Here is a 17,138-nt window from a genome sequence, read left to right on the forward strand (position 1 = left end):
GCGGGTCAGCTCTGGCCCGAAAGGCTCTCGCTACCAAACATGCGCTCGACCTCCAGCACCAGGTCGCGCAGGTGGAACGGCTTGGACAATACCTTGGCCTGCGGCACCGCCTTGCCGGCCTTGAGCGTGACGGCGGCAAAGCCGGTGATGAACATGATGCGCATGTCCGGCGCGACCTGTGCTGCATGCTGAGCCAGTTCGATGCCGTCCATTTCAGGCATGACGATATCCGTCAGCAGCAGATCGAACCGGTCGGAATCGATATAGGGCACGGCTTGCGTGCCGGTCGCGACGGCGACGACCTCATATCCCGATCGTTCCAGAGCACGGGCAAGATAGACGCGCATGCTCTCATCATCTTCGGCCAGTAGAATGCGAATCATTGCCCCCAACATCGGTCCGTCCGGCGCATTGCCAGCGTGCACGCCGCCGACAGGGTGGCGCGAAGCCCGCTTATATGCGACAAGGTGTAAAGATTATCCAGCCGGGTAACCAATTTCGCGGATCGGGTGAAAGGAGCCGCCTTGAACGAAGACGTGCTGCCAGTTCCGTCTGTGCGTAACACCGCCTTCGACCTTTTCGGTCCGGACCTGCCAGACCGTCCCGTCATCCTTTCTGTGCCCCATTCGGGCCGTGATTACCCTGATTCCCTTTTGGCCGCCGCCCGCGTGCGGCCCGCCATGCTGCGACGGCTGGAGGATCGCGGGGTTGATCTGCTTGCACGGCCTTTGATCGCGAAGGGCTTTTCCGTGCTGGTTGCACGGGCGCCGCGCGCGATGATCGACCTCAACCGTCACGAGCGAGAGGTGGACCCCGCGATGATCGCCGATCCGCCACACGATGCGGGCTGGCACAGCAGCGCGAAACTGCGCGGTGGCCTTGGCCTTTTGCCCCGCCGGATGCCCGGCGCCAGCGAATTGTGGCTGCGGCCCATGCCCTGGCTGGAGGCGCAGCGGCGGATCGAGACTGTCCATCGGCCCTACCATGCCGCGCTTGCGCGCCTGATGACGGCGACACGGGATGCGTATGGCCATGCCATCCTGATCGACCTTCATTCCATGCCGCCGCTGCCGCCGCCGGGCGCGGGGCAGACGCCGCCGGGCATCGTGCTGGGGGACCGCTTTGGTCGCAGCGCGTCCAGCCAGTTGATGGCGCTCGCCGCCGAGATTGCGCAAAGCCATGGCGTGGGCGTTGCGCAGAACCACCCTTATGCCGGCGATTATCTGCTGGAGCGGCACGGCCGTCCTGATCGGGGGCTGCATGGCTTGCAGGTGGAGATAGACCGCCAGCTTTATCTCGATGCGGGGCTGGAAGGCCCTGGGCCAGGCGTGGCGCAGATGCAGGCTCTGGTCACCGACCTGGCCGAGGCGCTGGCGGTGGAATTGCCGCGCGCTGGCTATGCGCTGGCGGCGGAATAGCCCCGTCGCGGACCACGCGCAGCGCGCCGGCAACGCTCAAATGATGCGAATCGAAATAGAGTGGCTTGCCGTCCGCCGCGATGGCGCAGGCGCCTGATGCGCAGAGCGCCTGAAGCGGACTGATCAGCATCACGCCGCGTTGCTGCCAGCGGCTGAAGAGGGCGCGCAGATGGGGTGTGCGTGCCTCCACCCCCGCGCGGCTGACCCCGCGCGCCTCATCCAGCCGCCCGGCGCGCGCGAGATGGGCAAGGTGGCGGGGAACGTCGAAGGGCTGGGGCGGCACCGGGCCGATCAGCACGACCTGCCGACCTTCGCGCCGGATCATGGCGATTGTCAGGTCAAGCTTGGCAACGAAGTCGGGCGCGTCGAAGTCGCCATTGGCCCAGAAGGCGATCAGATAGATGCGGCGTAAGGCCGGATCGGCGCGCAGCGCGGCGAAGGCGGCGCGATTGGCGGCGGCGCAGCGCGGATCCCTGCCGTCATAGCCCAGGACCGGCGGGCAGCTGGAGGTGGTGCGCTGGACCAGCGCACGGCCCTGCGCCTTGGCTTCCAGCGACAGGGCATAGGCCAGCTCCACCCCATGACTGTCGCCCCAGAGCATGGCGTCGGGGTGGACCCGCGCTCCCGATATGCAAGGCGGTGCGCCGCGCATATAGGTGTCATGGCATCGTTTGCGCGCCGGGCTGAAATCATTGCGTCCCGCGATTTGTGCCAGCACCGGCGCGGAGAAGCGCGACGGCCATCCGCCCACCGCCATCAGTCCGCCCGATGCCAGGCACAGCAGCAGGATGGCGACGGCGGTGAAGCGAAATATTCCCTTGTCCGAAATGCGCGAGCGATCGCGGAATGGCCGCTCGACATAGCGCCAGGATAGGTAGGCAAGGGCCAGGGCGGCAGCGATTACGCCTAATCGCAGTCCTCCCGATAGCGGCGCGTCGGTCGCATATTCGACAAAGACGATCAGCGGCCAGTGCCAGAGATAGAGCGAATAGGAGAGAAGGCCGATGCCAACGAGCGGCGGTTGGGAAAGAAGCCGCCCGACGCTTGTGCCTGGCGCGCCATGAAGCAGAACCGCCGCGCCAAGCACGGGGGGCAGGGCGGTGAGCCCCGGAAAGATGGTGGTGCGGTCATACAGCGTGACGGGCAGGGCGATCGCCAACAGACCGCTCCATACCAGCGCTTCGGCAACCAAACGGCCGCGAATGGATGGGACCGCGCCGATCGCCAGCAAGGCCCCGGCAAATAATTCCCAGGCGCGGGTCGGCAGCAGGTAGAAGGTAAAACCGCTCGTATCCCGCTGCATCAGGATGGCGAGCGCCAGCGATAGGGCGGCAAACGTCGCCAGCGCGGCGGTGCGCCAGCGCGGTGCGTAGCGGGCCAGCAGCATCAGCAGCAGCGGGAAGCCAATATAATATTGTTCCTCCACGGCAAGCGACCAGGTGTGGAGCAGCGGCTTTACGTCCGCGCCGCCGGCGAAATAGCCGGTGTCGGTGAAGAACCATAGATTGGAGGCGAACAACGTTGCGGCGAGCGCAGACCGGGGCACCCCCTCCAGATCGCCGGGAAAGTAGAGCCAGGCGGAGACCGCCAGCGTCACGACTATCATGAGCGCCAGTGCGGGGATGATCCGGCGGAAGCGACGTTCATAGAAGCGGATCAGCGAAAACTGCCCGCAATCAATGTCGCGGGCGAGAATGCCGGTGATGAGATAGCCTGATATGACGAAGAAGATGTCCACGCCCACATAGCCGCCGGAAAATCCGGGCACATGGGCGTGAAACAGCAGCACCGGGAGGATGGCGAGCGCGCGCAGGCCGTCGATGTCGCGGCGGTAGCGCTGGGGATGGTCTGTCGCCGCTATGGGAACTGGTCCGTGCATCGGCGTCCCTATATCCTCAAAAGCCCTGCCAATTGCTTTCACGCCAGCGCATGATTGCATGCTTTGCAACCGGCCCATCGCTCTTCGCAGTTGCGAAGAATCCTTCGCAGGGTCACAAGGGCTGTGCCTTTCAGGCATCCTCTCCTAAAAACTTATCGGCTGATCTTCGGATCAGCCTTTTTTTTGTCATCGCGCTGGAGTAAGCGAATCCCGCACATGCCGCGTCACTAAAACAGTTTCTGGAGAGGAGCCGCCGGTAAGACCGGCAGGCGCGGCATGGCTGGGGGATCGAGCGCTTTTCGATCAGCGCTCTCCCCCATCATTTTCCTGTCAGTTCACCAAGGCTTCGGTTTCACGACCATAAGCGACCACGGCCTCGACCTCGGCCGTGTCGCCCAGCACCACGCCCACGCGCTGGTGCAGCCCTCGCGCGGCGACGTCCATGATCGGCATGAAGCCGTCGCTCGCCGCGCCGCCGGCCTGTTCGATCAGATAGGCCATGGGATTGGCTTCATACATCAGACGCAGCTTGGCTTTGCCGGGTGTGCGATGATCATAGGGATACATGAAGATGCCGCCGCGCTTGAGGATGCGGTGCACGTCGGCCACCATGGAGGCGGTCCAGCGCATATTGTAATCCTTGCCGCAGGGTCCCTTGGCGCCCATCACCCGTTCGTCGATATAGCGTTCGACACCCGGCGACCATTGGCGGCGGTTGGACATGTTGATCGCAAATTCGCATTTGCCCTGGGGCATCTTCATGTCGGGGTCGGTCATGACCCAGCTGCCCACTTCCCGGTCCAGCGTGAATTCATAGACGCCGGTGCCGACGCTGAGCACCAGCAACGTCTGCGGGCCATAGATGGCGTAGCCGGCAGCGACCTGATGCCGGCCGTTCTGGAGAAAATCCTCCTCCGTCACATCGCGCCCGGCGCAGGCTTCGGGGGCCTTGAGCACCGAGAAGATCGTGCCGACCGACAGGTCGACATCGATATTGCTGGACCCGTCAATGGGGTCGAACAGCATCAGATATTCGCCCTTGGGATAGCGGTTGGGGATAGGATAGATGGTTTCCATCTCTTCCGACGCCATCGCCGCCAGGTGCCCGCCCCATTCATTGGCGTCGAGCAGCAGTTCGTTGGCAATGACGTCCAGCTTCTTCTGCACTTCGCCCTGCACATTTTCGCTGTCCAGGCTGCCCAACACTTCGCCCAGCGCGCCTTTGCTGACGGCGTGGCTGATCGTCTTGCAGGCGCGGGCGACCGTTTCGATCAGCAGCCGCAATTCGGCGGGCAGGGCATTGGCGTTGCGCTGTTGTTCGATCAGAAAACGCGTGAGGGTGGTTCTGGTCATTGGCCCGCCTCTGGCAAAGGGGTGAAAGACTATCGGTCGATGTCCGCAAGGTCGATGCGGACAGGCCGTCGCTACGGTAGCGCCGCGTTCAAGTCCAGCACGCGCCTTACTGATCGGCCGCGCGCGCCTGCGCGTCTTCGCGTCCGATGGTCAGATCGCGCACCCGGTCGATATCCTCCTGTGCCTTGCCCGCCTGAGCATAAAGGCGCTCGGCCTGCGCATAGTCGCTGTCCCGTTCCGCGCACAGGCCAAGGTTGAAGAGCAGCGAGGGATGGCCGGGGCGATCGCGGTTCATCCCATCCCATTGCGCGCAGGCGGCGGCCGGATCGCGCTGCGACAGGCGAATGCTGTCCCTGAACGCCTGGCCCATCGCCTTGTCCATGCCGTCGCGCCCTTCCCGCAGGCGGATGCGGTAGCGTTCGTGGCGCGGTACGATATCGTCCACGAAACGATCCGCCGCCGTGCGCACCATCCGGTCGATGCTGTCCTTGGGATGGCGCGGGCTCTTGTCCTTGGGGCAGGTAACGATCGTGTCGGATTGCGGCCGTGTCTGGGTATAGAGGATGCGGCCATCGTCCGGGCGCGCGACCCGCAGGGTGGAGGAGAAGCTGACGACTTCCTGCGTGCAGGTGATGTCGACCTTTTCCTTCTTCGGGCAGATGCTGGCCTGCTTGTCCGCACATTCCTCGACCGTGCGCTTGACGTCACTCTTGCGGATGGTGGCGTCTGCCATGCCGCTGACGATGGCTTCGGCGTCCGGCCCGTTGCGCGACAGGGCAATGAGGTCGAAATGGGGGCGGCCGTCCGGGCCGCGCCTGCTCAACAACCGTTCCAGGGCCAGCGACAGGGCCATGCCGTCACGCCCGCCGATCCGGTCGATGCCGATGCTGCGCGCCAGGCTGACTTCGCGGAAGGGCGCGGGAAAATGGCCGTCCATCTCAAAGACCTCGGCTTTTCCCGGCGCAGAAATGGACAAGGCAAGGCCAAGGCCCGCCAGCGTGAACATGAAACGCATCGGAAAAATCCCCCCGGATAATGATGTGCCAGCCTTATAAACTCGGCGTTCCGGCATCAAGCAGCAACAGAGGAACGATAAGGCGTCATCGCCGTTTCGATACGTTGCCGATCCGAAACAGTGGCGTTGTCGGACAATCAGGGGAGCATCATGGACAGTCTCGTCACCGCCTTTACCGATCCCACCGCCCTGGCCGCGTTGATCGCGCTGGTGGTGATGGAGGTGGTGCTGGGAATCGACAATCTCGTCTTCATTTCCATCCTGACCAACAAACTGCCTGAGGCGCAGCGGCCCAAGGCGCGGCGCATCGGCATCGGGCTGGCGCTGGCGATGCGACTGGTGTTGCTGTCGATGATCGCGTGGATCGTGGGCCTGACGCAGCCCGTATTCGATCTTGGCTGGCGCGGGCCGCTCGACAGCCATGGCGCGCCGACATTCGAGACGCAATTTTCCTGGCGGGACATGATCCTGATTGCCGGCGGCCTGTTCCTGATCTGGAAGGCGACCAAGGAAATCCATCACAATGTCGACCCGCATGGCGGCGACGATGTGCTGGACAAGAAGAGCGCGGTCACGATGAGTTTCGGCAGCGCCATCGTGCAGATCATCCTGCTCGACATGATCTTTTCGCTGGATTCGATCCTGACGGCGGTGGGCATGACCGACAATCTGGCGGTCATGTATATCGCCGTGATCGTGGCGGTGACGGTGATGCTGATCGCGGCCGATCCGCTGGCCAATTTCATCGCGCGCAACCCGACCGTCGTCATGTTGGCGCTCGGCTTCCTGCTGATGATCGGCGCGGTGCTGATCGCCGACGGCTTTGGCGTGCATGTGCCCAAGGGCTATATCTACGCGGCCATGGCCTTTTCGACGCTGGTCGAGGTGCTTAACATCTTCGCGCGGCGGGCGAAGATGCGCAAGGGCGACGCCTGAGCCCGGATGGTGACGGGCGTAGCGAAGTTCACACGGTTGTCGGGCTTTTCGGGGTTGAAGCGACCACAACGCGCCTGCGAAGCGACCACGACGCGACAGGGAAGCGACACGGGGCTGCGTGGGCGCGGGCGTGGTTATATGAGGCGGGCAGGGCTTCATCGATCAGGGTAGATCAAAGAAAATCCTACATTGGAAGGGGGCTGTGGCGAGAGAGGTAAGGCGGGTTTCCGGTGCCGGGTCGAAACGCCGGGAGGAGGCCTATTCGTCCTCTTCCATCACTTCGCCGGGGGCGGCGTCGACCCAGCGGCGCGCCAGCGCATAGGCGTGGCCCGCGCGCAGAAAGGCGGCGATCGCCTTTTCGCGCTGTTTGGGATCGAGCGGGGCGGTCGCATAGGGGCCGATGCGCTTGCGGCGGGCGAAGCGATCGGCCGCCGCCCAGGCGTCGCGGGCGGTCTGCGCGTCGGCCTGCTCCCGGTCTTCCTCCGCTATGCCGGCGGCGCGCAGCGCCTCGCCCACGCGGCGCGCGCCATAGCCGCGCCGTACCAGTGACGCGCTTTTCATCACGGCATAGGCTGCATCGTCGATATAGTTGAGGTCGGCGAAGCGATCGACCAGCGCCTGTGGGTCGGCCGGGCGCTCGCCCGCCCAGCCGCGTTCGCGCAGCTTGCGGTTGAGATAGGCGAGCAGCTTGCCCCGGCTGGTCGCGAAGCGGGCCACATGGCGCAGCGCCAGTTCGCGCAGCGCATCCTCATCGAGCGGCGGAGGGGGGCGTTTGCCGGTCATACCGCGCCAGCATGGCTGATGCGCCATGTTTATGCCACAGTCGGGCCGGAATTTTACCGCGCCTTATGGGCTAGAAAGCCAGGCTGGAATGCAACTATCCGGTGCATGGGGCCGCCAAAGCTGCTAGCGGCGGCCCTTTGACAAATTTTATGACATTGGGTGAAACCAATATGACGGGTTCGCAAGAGATGATGGCACCGACGCCGACCACTGATGATCTGCCGCGCCGCTTCTCCGATTTCGGGACGCTGGGCGAAGCGCTGGACTATGCCGCGCAGGGCAAGCGGGGCCTGAATTTCCATGATGCGCGCGGCAATCTGGCGCGCCCCTATCCGTTCAGCGCGTTGCGCGCCGACGCGATCGCCTGCGCCCACCGGCTGATCGCCCATGGCGTCAAGCCGCAGGACCGGGTGGCGTTGGTAGCGGAAACCGGGGCGGATTTCGCGATGCTCTTTTTCGGTATCGTCTATGCCGGCGCCTGGCCGGTGCCGCTGCCTCTGCCGACCAGCTTTGGCGGCAAGGAAAGCTATATCGACCAGCTCAATGTCCAACTGACAAGCTGCGACCCGATGCTGTTCCTGTTCCCCAAGGAACTGGAGGAGATGGCGGGCGAATCGGGCCGGCAAAAGGCGGTCGAAAGCATCGCTTTCGAGGATTTCATCGCGCGCGAGGCGGTGCCGTGCGACTTGCCGCAGGCGCAGCCCGAAGAGATCGCCTATCTGCAATATTCGAGCGGGTCGACCCGTTTCCCGCATGGCGTTGCGGTGACGCATCATGCGCTGCTGTCCAATCTGTCGGCCCACAGCCACGGCATGGAGGTGCAGGACAGCGACCGATGCATCAGCTGGCTGCCCTGGTATCATGACATGGGCTTGGTCGGCTGCTTCCTGTCAGTCGTCGCCAACCAGGTGTCGACCGATTACATGAAGACCGAGGATTTCGCCCGTCGCCCGCTGGCGTGGCTCGACCTCATCAGCCGGAACGAGGGCACCTCGATCAGCTATTCGCCGACCTTTGGCTACGACATTTGCGCGCGGCGCATGTCGAGCCAGACCAAGGCGGCCGACCGGTTCGACCTGTCGCGCTGGCGGCTGGCGGGCAATGGCGCGGACATGATCCGCCCCGACGTGATGCAGAGCTTTGTGGATGCCTTTGCCGACGCGGGGTTCAGCCCCAAGGCGTTCCTGCCGAGCTATGGCCTCGCTGAAGCGACGCTGGCCGTCACCATCATGCCGCCGGGCGAGGGGATCATCGTCGAACTGGTCGAGGAAACCGACCTGTCGGGCGGCGCCGCGCCCGAAGGCCGGCCGCAGCGTTTCCGCTCCATCGTCAATTGCGGCAAGCCGGCCAAGGACATGGTCGTGGAAATCCGCGACGAGGATGGCGGCCTGATGAACGAGCGGCAGATCGGCAAGGTGTGGACCACTGGCCCCAGCCTGATGGTCGGCTATTTCCGCGATCAGGAGGCAACCGACGCCTGCATGGCCGACGGCTGGCTCGACACCGGCGACATGGGATATCTGAGCGACGGCTATCTCTATATCGTCGGCCGCGCCAAGGACATGATCATCATCAACGGCAAGAATCACTGGCCGCAGGATATCGAATGGGCGGTCGAGCAACTGCCCGGCTTCAAGCAGGGCGACATCGCCGCCTTCGCGATCACGACGCCCGGCGGCGAGGAAGCGCCCGCTGTGCTGGTTCATTGCCGCACGTCGGACAACGAGGAACGATCGCGCTTGCGCGACCAGATCCGCGAGCGGGTGCGGGCGATCACGGGCATGAACTGCGTGGTCGAACTGGTGCCGCCGCGCACCTTGCCGCGCACGTCATCGGGGAAGCTCAGCCGGTCGAAGGCGCGCAACCTGTATCTGACCGGTGAAATCCGGCCCTACGACATCGCCGCCTGACCCGCAGGTCGCGCCTTAGCGCCCGCTCAGTTGCCGTTCGACCTGCGTCCAGAGCGACGCGAAGGCCTGCGCCGAGGGCGATGCCGGCGCGAAGGCACCCAGCGGCTTGCGGCGCACGGTCATCTGCTCGATTGTGCTGGCCATGGGAATGGCGGGCCAGCCGGTCTGGCTTTCCAGCGCGGCGCGATGCAGGCTGCGGCGGCGATCGACCATCGAATAGACCGGCAGGATCGGCGCATGGGCGCCGCCGCGCTGGACGAGATAGCGCGCGACTTCGCCCATTGCCCGCTGGGAGAGGGGCGAAGGAATGACCGGAATCACGATAAGGTCGGCGGCGCGCAGCACCTGTTCGCTGGTTTCGGTAAGGCCCGGCGGGCAATCGAGAATGATGCGGTCATAGTCGCGGCCCAGGCTTTCGATCAGCTTGGCCAGCCGCTTCTTCTTGTCCATTTCGCGGAACAGGTGATCGAGGCCGCGCAGCGAGGTGTCGGCGGCGATCAGGTCCAGCCCCGGAACGGTGGACGGCTGGATCAGCTTTTTGACCTCGACATCCTTGCTGAAGATGGCCTGCGCCGCGTCGCGGCTGGTCTGGTCGGTCGACAGGAGCCAGCTGGACGCCGCTTGCGGATCGAGATCCCAGAGCAGGGTGCGCCGTTTGGAAATAGAGGCCGACGCCCAGGCGAGGTTGACGGAAACCGTCGTTTTTCCGACCCCCCCCTTCAGGCTGTAGACCGCGACCGTCGCCGATGCTGCTTTTTGCGTGCTGCCCTTTGCCATGGCGCGGAAGCTAGGGCCTCCGTGCGTCAAAGCAAGCCGCAAATTGCCATGATCGTTACGCAGCCGGGCGGATATCGACAGGTATCGTCTTGTAGGCGGGCGTCCCGCTTTGCCGGTCATGCGCGTCGAGCGGCAGCAGGCCATTGGCTTCGGGATAATAGGCAGCGACAGATCCGGCGGCGATGTCATGATGGATCGCGGTTTGACCACGCAGGATGCGGTCGGGCGCAGCCACCACATCGACGCGGTCGCCATGAGCGATGCCCAGCCGATCCATATCGGCGGCGTTCATGAACAGGATGTCCCGGCGGCCAGTGATGCCGCGATAGCGGTCATTGAGGCCATAGATGGTTGTGTTATATTGATCGTGGCTGCGGATGGTCGCGAGCATCAGCCGGTCGTCCTGCGCGGGCGCGTCCCCAGCGGTCAGTAAATGCGCCTTGCCATCGGGCGTGGGCCAGTGGCGCTGGGATGGGCCGACGGTCAGGCGGAAGCCGCCGGGCACGCGGACGCGCTGGTTGAAATCATGGAAGTCGGGATAGACCGCGGCGATCCCGTCGCGGATGCGGTCATAATCGGCGACCAAGCCGTCCCAGTCGATCGGGCTGGCGGGCAACGTCGCCTTCGCCATGGCGGCGACGATGGCGGGTTCCGATTTCAGATCGTCCGAGGCTGGCTTGAGCCGCCCGTGCGAGGCGTGGACCATCGACATGCTGTCTTCCACCGTAACCCATTGCGGGCCGCCCGCCTGCATGTCGAGTTCGGTGCGGCCAAGGCAGGGGAGGATGATGGTTTCGCGCGCGGGGAGCAGGCAGGAGCGGTTGAATTTGGTGAGAATATGGACGGCCAAGTCGAGTTTGCGGAAGGCGGCGAAACAGGCCTGCGGGTCGGGCATGGCGACGGCGAGATTGCCGCCCAGCGCGATGAGCGCGCGCGCCTCGCCCGATGCCATCGCCGCCAGAGCATCGACCGCGTTATGGCCATGTTTGCGCGGGCTGGTGATGCCGAAGCGGGCATCAAGCCGGGCCAGCATGTCTTCGCCGGGTGCTTCGGTGATGCCGACGGTGCGGTCGCCCTGCACATTGCTGTGACCGCGCAAGGGGCAGATGCCCGCCCCCGGACGGCCGAAATTGCCGCGCAGCAGCAACATATTGGCGATCTGCTGCACATTTTGCGTGCCGTGCCGATGCTGGGTGATGCCCATGCCATAGCAGATGATGACATTGCGGGCCTTGGCATAGACCTGCGCCATGCTTTCCATCGCCGCGCGGGTGAGGCCGCTGCCCTGTTCGAGCGCGGCCCAGTCCTGCGCCTCCACCTCGGCGCGCAGGGCTTCATAACCGACGGTATGCTCGGCGATGAAGGTGCGGTCGATCAGGCCCGCGCCATCGGCCGCCAGGTCGGCGGCATCGGCGGCGAACAGGGCCTTCATGATTCCCTGCACCATCGGCAGGTCGCCGCCGACCCTCACCTGATGATAGGCCGACGCCAGCCGCGTCGCGCCGGGGGCCAGCATTTCGGTGGGGTGCTGGGGCGACTTGAAGCGTTCCAGGCCCCGTTCACGCATCGGATTGGCGACGATGATCGGCGCGCCGCGCTTGGCCGCCGCCGCCAGTGTCGAAAGCATGCGCGGATGGTTGGTGCCCGGATTATGGCCGATGCAGAAGATCGCATCGGCATGGTCGAAATCCTCCAGCGTCACCGACCCCTTGCCAAGGCCGATCGATTTGGCGAGGCCGACGCTCGTCGCCTCATGACACATGTTGGAGCAATCGGGGAAATTGTTGGTGCCAAAGGCGCGGGCGAACAACTGATAGAGAAAGGCCGCTTCGTTGGAGGCGCGCCCCGAACAGTAGAATTCTGCCCTGTCGGCATGGTCGAGCGCGTTGAGACCTGCCCCGATCTGCGCCATCGCCTCGTCCCAGCCGATCGGGACATAATGATCGGTTGCCGGATCATAGCGCAGCGGATGGGTGAGACGACCGGCATCCTCCAGCCGGTGGTCGCTCCAGTCCCATAGGTCCGATACGCTGTGGCTCGCGAAGAAATCCGGGTCGACGCGCTTGGGCGTCGCTTCCCATGTGACGGCCTTCGCGCCATTTTCGCAAAATTCGAAGGAGGATGTGTGGCGCGGGTCGGGCCAGGCGCAGCCGGGACAATCGAAGCCGTCCGGCTGGTTCATCTGAAGCAGGGCGCGGGTGTCGGCGCTGGCCCCCATCTGGTCCTTGATCGCGACGGCCACGCCGCGCAGCGCGCCCCAGCCGCCCGCCGGTCCGTCATAGGGGGCAACGCCCGGCACCGGCGCATCATCGTCGATTTTCGGACCGTCCTGCGCCATGATGCCGTGCCTTTGCCCGCGTGCCGCCTAGAGTATTTCGCGCACCTTGTCCTGCGGTCGGCAGAAGCGCACGCCCTTGTCGGTTTCGACGAAGGGACGATTCACATAGGCAGAATTGGCCGCCATTGCATCCAGGATCGCGTCGGGGGCCATCGCGGGGAGACCGCGTTCTTCCGCATCAGTGCCCATGGTGCGGATCGCGTCGGCCGGGGTCATGCCGGCGTCGGCGATCAACTGCGTGATTTTGTCGCGGCTATAGGGCGTCTTGAGATACTCGATCACCTCGACATCGACGCCCGGCGTTTCTTCCAGGATGGCGAGCGTCTTGCGCGACGTGCCGCATTTGGGATTGTGCCAGATGGTGGCCTTCATGCCGCGTCTTCCCGCGCCAACCACTCCTCCAGCCACTTGATCGTATAGTCGCCGTTGAGGAAATCGGGATCGGTCAGCAGCGCCTGATGCAGCGGGATGGTCGTCTTCATCCCTTCGATCACATATTCCTCCAACGCGCGGCGCAGGCGCATGATCGCGCCTTCGCGGGTGCGACCGTAGACGATCAGTTTGCCGATCATGGAGTCATAATAAGGCGGCACCTTATAGCCCTGATACAGGCCGCTATCGACGCGGACATGCATGCCGCCGGGAACGTGATAGCTGGTGACGGTGCCGGGCGATGGCGCGAAGGTGCGCGGGTCTTCGGCATTGATGCGGCATTCGATGGCATGGCCGGTGAAGCGTATGTCCTCCTGCGCCACCGACAGCGGCTTGCCCTCCGCGACGCGGATCTGTTCGCGCACCAGGTCAAGGCCGGTGATCATCTCCGTCACCGGATGTTCGACCTGAAGCCGGGTGTTCATCTCGATGAAGTAGAATTCGCCATTTTCCCAAAGGAACTCGATGGTGCCAGCACCCCGGTAGCCCATGTCGGCCATCGCTTTCGCGCACACACCGCCGATGCGTTCGCGTTCGGCCTGGCTCAGCACGGGGGAGGGCGCTTCCTCCAGAACCTTCTGGTGGCGACGCTGGAGCGAACAATCGCGCTCGCCCAGATGGATGGCGTTGCCATTGCCGTCGCCGAACACCTGGATTTCGATATGGCGCGGATTGCCGAGATATTTTTCGATATAGACAGTGGCGTCGCCAAAGGCTGCCTTTGCCTCGCTGCCCGCCTGCTGCATCAGCGTTTCGAGGCTGTCGGGAGAGGTGCACACCTTCATGCCGCGCCCGCCGCCGCCCGAAGCCGCCTTGATGATGACGGGATAGCCCGCCTTCTCCGCGATCGCCTTGGCGTCCTCAAGGTCGCTGACCGCGCCGTCGGAACCGGGGACAAGCGGCAGGCCCAGCGCGCCGGCGGTGCGCTTGGCTTCGATCTTGTCGCCCATGGTGCGGATATGTTCGGGCTTGGGGCCGACGAAGGCCAGCCCATGCGCTTCGACGATCTCGGCGAATTTGGCGTTTTCGGACAGGAAGCCATAGCCCGGATGGATCGCGTCCGCGCCCGAGATTTCCGCCGCCGATATGATCGCCGCAACGTTCAGATAGCTGTCCTTGGCCGCCGGCGGGCCGATGCAGATCGCCTCGTCGGCCAGGCGCACATGCATGGCGTCGGCGTCGGCGGTGGAGTGCACCGCGACCGTCTTGATGCCCATTTCATGGCAGGCGCGGTGGATGCGGAGCGCGATCTCGCCGCGATTGGCGATCAGCAGCTTTTCAATGCCCATGATCGTCGCGCGCCTTATTCGATCACGATCAGCGGCTGGTCATATTCGACCGGCTGGCCATTATCGACCAGCACCGTCTTGACCGTGCCGGACACCGGCGCGGCGATGGCGTTCATGACCTTCATCGCTTCGACGATCAGGACGGTGTCGCCGGCCTGCACTTGCGATCCCACGCGTGCGAAGGGCGCGGCGCCCGGTTCGGCGGACAGATAGGCGGTGCCCACGATCGGCGATTTGACCAGGGTGCCGGGCGGCAGCGCGCCTTCGGGCGCAACGGCAGGCGCAGCCGGCGCGGCGGCGGGGGCAGGCGCAGCGGCCGCCGGGGCGGCAGGCGCGGGCGCATAGACAGCGGCAGCCGCGCCGCCGGCCTTGCGCGCGACGCGAATCTTGCGGTCGCCATCCTCCACCTCGATCTCGGTGAGGTTGGTGTCGTCGAGCAGGGCGGCAAGGTCCCGCACGAGCTGAACATCGACCTGCATTGCGCCCTTTTCCTGATTATCGGTCATGTGAAGTCCCTGGCCGGTGAATATTGTTTCTGGCGCCAGCGCCTATGCGTATTTACGCCAAAGCGCAACTTTCGTGCGTCGGATCATAATTCCAGCGCGGCTTCCAGCGCCAGCATGTAGGACATGGGGCCAAAGCCTGCGATCGTGCCCTTCGCCGCCATGCCGACATAGCTTTTGTGGCGGAAAGGCTCACGCGCATGCGGGTTGGACAGGTGAATTTCGATTACCGGCACGCTGATGCCTTTTATCGCGTCATGCAGCGCGATGGACGTGTGGGTGTAGGCACCGGGATTGATGATGACGGCATGCGCGCCTTCCGCATGGGCTTCCTGCAACCAGTCGACCAGATGGCCTTCGTGATTGGACTGGCGGAAGTCGATTTCCACATGGGCGCGATTGGCCGCGTCCTCCATGCGCTGGGCGATGTCGTCGAGCGTGTCATAGCCGTAAATCTCCGGCTCGCGCGTGCCGAGCATGTTAAGATTGGGCCCATTGAGCACATAGATTTTGCGCGCGTCGGCCACGTCCGGTCCCCTTTTTCAGATGTTGCGGCGGAGGCAGGGCCGCCCCTATATGCGAGGCAATCCATAGCCTTTCCTGTCTCGCCGCGTCGAGACACTTTGCCAATCGGGACAGCATAGTGAGCATAGACGGCACCATTTCCATCCGCATCAACGGCGAACATCGCCGCGTTCGCGAGGGGCTGACCCTCGCTGAACTGGCGAGCGAACTGGGCTTCACGCCCGAAAAGGTGGCGGTCGAGCGCAATCTGGAGGTGGTGCCGCGATCGACGCTGGCGGATGTCCGGGTCGAGGACGGTGATGAGCTGGAGATCGTCCATTTCGTCGGCGGCGGCGATGGCGCGGGCGATGATGGCTGGTCGGTCGCGGGCAAGGCGTTCACGTCGCGCCTGATCGTGGGGACGGGCAAATATAAGAGCTTCGAACAGAATGCGGCCGCAGTCGCGGCGTCGGGCGCGGAAATCGTCACGGTGGCGGTGCGGCGGGTGAATGTGAGCGACCCCAAGGCGCCGATGCTGACCGACTATATCGACCCCAAAAAAATCACCTACCTGCCCAATACGGCGGGATGCTTCACAGGCGAGGAGGCGATCCGCACGCTGCGCCTGGCGCGCGAGGCGGGGGGATGGGATCTGGTCAAGCTGGAGGTGCTGGGCGAGGCGCGCACCCTTTATCCCGACATGGTCGAGACGCTGCGCGCGACCGAAGTGCTGGCCAAAGAAGGCTTCAAGCCGATGGTCTATTGCGTCGACGATCCCATCGCGGCCAAACGGCTGGAGGATGCGGGCGCCGTCGCGATCATGCCGCTGGGCGCGCCGATCGGCAGCGGCCTTGGCATCCAGAACCGGGTGACGATCCGTTTGATCGTGGAGGGCACGACGCTGCCCGTGCTGGTCGATGCGGGCGTGGGCACCGCGTCCGAAGCCGCGCAGGCGATGGAACTGGGCTGCACCGGCGTCCTCATGAACACCGCCATCGCCGAAGCGAAGGACCCGGTGCTGATGGCCGCCGCGATGAAGGCGGGCGTCGAGGCGGGCCGCATGGCCTATCGCGCCGGGCGCATGGGCAAGCGCCTATATGCCGACCCGTCGAGCCCGCTCGCCGGTCTGATCTAGAGCCGCAATCCGCTGGCCCGGCCGAAAATGGCGAGGACCAGCGGATCACTTTCGGCCGCGCGCACGGCGACGTGAAAGGCGATCTGCGGCAAGGGCGGCATGTCGGGCAGTCTGACGAGCCGGCCATTGTCCAGATGGGCGCGCACCATCGCTTCGGGAAAGGCGCCGACGCCGCCGCCACGCGTCACGATATCGATCATCGTGCGCACATTGTTGCACAGGTTGACCGGGCTGTCGGCCAGCGGGGATGTGGCCAGCGCATCCTTGACGATGTGATAGAGCGGCGAGGCGCTGGACAGCGACCAGACCGGCGGGCGCGGCGGCGGCGCGCTGGCGATGGCGGGGCTGGCGAGCCAGAGAAGATCGACGCCGCCGATCGGTGTCGAGCGCAGCATCGGGTGCGCAACCGGCCCTGCGCCGAAGATCATGTCGGCCTGCCCCGACGCCAGTTGCTGGATCAGGTCCACGGTCAGCGCGATGTCGATTGCCAGCGTGACATTGGGCAGGTCGCGGCCCAGCGCGGTGACGAAGTCGGGCAGGCAGATCGCCGCTGCGATCTCCCCCGATCCCACGCGCACGACCCCGCGCGCGCCGCCAATGTCGCTGCATCCGGTCAGCACTGTCTGGAAACGCGCCCAGAGGGGTTCGCTTTCGCGCACCAGTTCGCGGCCCGCGGGGGTCAACGCCATGGCGCGCCCTTCGCGGCGGAAAAGGGCGGTGCCAAGATGGCTTTCCAATTCGCGCACACGCGCGGAAATGGCGGGTTGCGTCGTGTTGAGGCGCGCCGCCGCTGCGGCGAATGTGCCCAGCCGCGCGATCCACAGCAGCGTTTCGAGATGATAGAAGGCGATACGATTGATAGCCAT

At 64.8% G+C, this 17,138-nt stretch carries 16 protein-coding genes; 4 read left to right on the forward strand and 12 right to left on the reverse strand.

Features of this window, described 5'->3' with window-relative positions; genetic code table 11:
• Positions 1-5: 5 nt before the first annotated feature.
• Positions 6-383 carry a cell cycle two-component system response regulator CpdR gene (cpdR, locus tag SKA58_RS02990; RefSeq protein WP_009820866.1) on the reverse strand — a complete coding sequence of 126 codons (378 nt, stop codon included), beginning with the start codon at positions 381-383 and terminating at the stop codon, positions 6-8.
• Between the two features lie 141 nt (positions 384-524).
• On the opposite strand from cpdR, the gene SKA58_RS02995 reads away from it, so the two are divergent.
• Positions 525-1,418 carry an N-formylglutamate amidohydrolase gene (locus tag SKA58_RS02995; protein ID WP_009820867.1) on the forward strand — a complete coding sequence of 298 codons (894 nt, stop codon included), beginning with the start codon at positions 525-527 and terminating at the stop codon, positions 1,416-1,418.
• Here the strand turns inward: SKA58_RS02995 and SKA58_RS03000 are convergent.
• The 3 genes from SKA58_RS03000 to SKA58_RS03010 all read right to left on the reverse strand — a co-directional run bounded on the left by SKA58_RS03000 (position 1,351) and on the right by SKA58_RS03010 (position 5,665).
• Positions 1,351-3,297, reverse strand: coding sequence for an acyltransferase family protein (locus SKA58_RS03000; RefSeq protein WP_009820868.1), 1,947 nt, complete (start codon positions 3,295-3,297; stop codon positions 1,351-1,353). The genes SKA58_RS02995 and SKA58_RS03000 overlap by 68 nt on opposite strands.
• 330 nt (positions 3,298-3,627) lie before the next feature.
• Positions 3,628-4,650, reverse strand: a complete 1,023-nt coding sequence (locus SKA58_RS03005; RefSeq protein ID WP_009820869.1) for a class 1 fructose-bisphosphatase — start codon at positions 4,648-4,650, stop codon at positions 3,628-3,630.
• 106 nt (positions 4,651-4,756) lie between these two features.
• On the reverse strand, positions 4,757-5,665 hold the full coding sequence (locus SKA58_RS03010) for a tetratricopeptide repeat protein (RefSeq protein ID WP_009820870.1): 909 nt from the start codon (positions 5,663-5,665) through the stop codon (positions 4,757-4,759).
• A 150-nt stretch (positions 5,666-5,815) separates the two neighbouring features.
• Between SKA58_RS03010 and SKA58_RS03015 the strand changes: the two genes are divergently transcribed.
• A complete protein-coding gene (locus SKA58_RS03015; protein ID WP_037542498.1) occupies positions 5,816-6,601 on the forward strand; it encodes a TerC family protein in 786 nt (261 codons plus the stop codon).
• A gap of 258 nt (positions 6,602-6,859) precedes the next feature.
• On the opposite strand, the gene SKA58_RS03020 is transcribed toward SKA58_RS03015, so the two are convergent.
• Positions 6,860-7,384, reverse strand: a complete 525-nt coding sequence (locus SKA58_RS03020) for a regulatory protein RecX (protein ID WP_037542060.1) — start codon at positions 7,382-7,384, stop codon at positions 6,860-6,862.
• Between the two features lie 149 nt (positions 7,385-7,533).
• Between SKA58_RS03020 and SKA58_RS03025 the strand changes: the two genes are divergently transcribed.
• A complete protein-coding gene (locus SKA58_RS03025) occupies positions 7,534-9,294 on the forward strand; it encodes a fatty acyl-AMP ligase (protein ID WP_009820873.1) in 1,761 nt (586 codons plus the stop codon).
• Between the two features lie 15 nt (positions 9,295-9,309).
• Here SKA58_RS03025 and SKA58_RS03030 read toward each other — a convergent pair whose 3' ends face one another.
• The 6 genes from SKA58_RS03030 to aroQ form a co-directional block, all read right to left on the reverse strand.
• Positions 9,310-10,071 (reverse strand): ParA family protein, encoded by a 762-nt coding sequence (locus tag SKA58_RS03030; RefSeq protein ID WP_009820874.1) that lies wholly within the window; start codon positions 10,069-10,071, stop codon positions 9,310-9,312.
• Between the two features lie 55 nt (positions 10,072-10,126).
• Positions 10,127-12,409, reverse strand: a complete 2,283-nt coding sequence (locus tag SKA58_RS03035) for an FdhF/YdeP family oxidoreductase (protein ID WP_009820875.1) — start codon at positions 12,407-12,409, stop codon at positions 10,127-10,129.
• Positions 12,410-12,436: 27 nt separating this feature from the next.
• The gene (locus SKA58_RS03040; protein WP_009820876.1) at positions 12,437-12,781 is read right to left on the reverse strand and encodes an arsenate reductase family protein; all 345 of its coding nucleotides are present in this window, start codon (positions 12,779-12,781) and stop codon (positions 12,437-12,439) included.
• Complete coding sequence (gene accC / locus SKA58_RS03045; RefSeq protein ID WP_009820877.1) at positions 12,778-14,130, reverse strand: acetyl-CoA carboxylase biotin carboxylase subunit; 1,353 nt, start codon at positions 14,128-14,130, stop codon at positions 12,778-12,780. The genes SKA58_RS03040 and accC overlap by 4 nt, the downstream gene beginning before the upstream one ends.
• A 14-nt stretch (positions 14,131-14,144) precedes the next feature.
• Positions 14,145-14,636 carry an acetyl-CoA carboxylase biotin carboxyl carrier protein gene (gene accB / locus SKA58_RS03050; protein WP_009820878.1) on the reverse strand — a complete coding sequence of 164 codons (492 nt, stop codon included), beginning with the start codon at positions 14,634-14,636 and terminating at the stop codon, positions 14,145-14,147.
• An 83-nt stretch (positions 14,637-14,719) separates the two neighbouring features.
• A complete protein-coding gene (gene aroQ / locus SKA58_RS03055) occupies positions 14,720-15,160 on the reverse strand; it encodes a type II 3-dehydroquinate dehydratase (protein WP_009820879.1) in 441 nt (146 codons plus the stop codon).
• A gap of 116 nt (positions 15,161-15,276) precedes the next feature.
• Between aroQ and thiS the strand changes: the two genes are divergently transcribed.
• The gene (thiS, locus tag SKA58_RS03060) at positions 15,277-16,272 is read left to right on the forward strand and encodes a sulfur carrier protein ThiS (protein WP_009820880.1); all 996 of its coding nucleotides are present in this window, start codon (positions 15,277-15,279) and stop codon (positions 16,270-16,272) included.
• Here the strand turns inward: thiS and SKA58_RS03065 are convergent.
• Positions 16,269-17,138, reverse strand: a complete 870-nt coding sequence (locus SKA58_RS03065; protein WP_009820881.1) for a LysR family transcriptional regulator — start codon at positions 17,136-17,138, stop codon at positions 16,269-16,271. The genes thiS and SKA58_RS03065 overlap by 4 nt on opposite strands.

Origin of the sequence: Sphingomonas sp. SKA58 (assembly GCF_000153545.1) — a bacterium.
GTDB classification, from domain to species: Bacteria; Pseudomonadota; Alphaproteobacteria; order Sphingomonadales; family Sphingomonadaceae; genus Sphingobium; species Sphingobium soli.

Excerpts from the sequence above, each read along its gene's own strand:
- SKA58_RS03030 (WP_009820874.1), bottom strand. The coding sequence starts at position 10,071 with ATGGCAAAGGGCAGCACGCAAAAAGCAGCATCGGCGACGGTCGCGGTC.
- SKA58_RS03010 (WP_009820870.1), bottom strand. The coding sequence starts at position 5,665 with ATGCGTTTCATGTTCACGCTGGCGGGCCTTGGCCTTGCCTTGTCCATT.
- accC (WP_009820877.1), bottom strand. The coding sequence starts at position 14,130 with ATGGGCATTGAAAAGCTGCTGATCGCCAATCGCGGCGAGATCGCGCTC.
- cpdR (WP_009820866.1), bottom strand. The coding sequence starts at position 383 with ATGATTCGCATTCTACTGGCCGAAGATGATGAGAGCATGCGCGTCTAT.
- SKA58_RS03005 (WP_009820869.1), bottom strand. The coding sequence starts at position 4,650 with ATGACCAGAACCACCCTCACGCGTTTTCTGATCGAACAACAGCGCAAC.
- SKA58_RS03035 (WP_009820875.1), bottom strand. The coding sequence starts at position 12,409 with ATGGCGCAGGACGGTCCGAAAATCGACGATGATGCGCCGGTGCCGGGC.
- SKA58_RS03040 (WP_009820876.1), bottom strand. The coding sequence starts at position 12,781 with ATGAAGGCCACCATCTGGCACAATCCCAAATGCGGCACGTCGCGCAAG.
- SKA58_RS03025 (WP_009820873.1), top strand. The coding sequence starts at position 7,534 with ATGACATTGGGTGAAACCAATATGACGGGTTCGCAAGAGATGATGGCA.
- accB (WP_009820878.1), bottom strand. The coding sequence starts at position 14,636 with ATGACCGATAATCAGGAAAAGGGCGCAATGCAGGTCGATGTTCAGCTC.
- SKA58_RS03065 (WP_009820881.1), bottom strand. The coding sequence starts at position 17,138 with ATGGCTATCAATCGTATCGCCTTCTATCATCTCGAAACGCTGCTGTGG.
- SKA58_RS03000 (WP_009820868.1), bottom strand. The coding sequence starts at position 3,297 with ATGCACGGACCAGTTCCCATAGCGGCGACAGACCATCCCCAGCGCTAC.
- SKA58_RS03015 (WP_037542498.1), top strand. The coding sequence starts at position 5,816 with ATGGACAGTCTCGTCACCGCCTTTACCGATCCCACCGCCCTGGCCGCG.
- SKA58_RS03020 (WP_037542060.1), bottom strand. The coding sequence starts at position 7,384 with ATGACCGGCAAACGCCCCCCTCCGCCGCTCGATGAGGATGCGCTGCGC.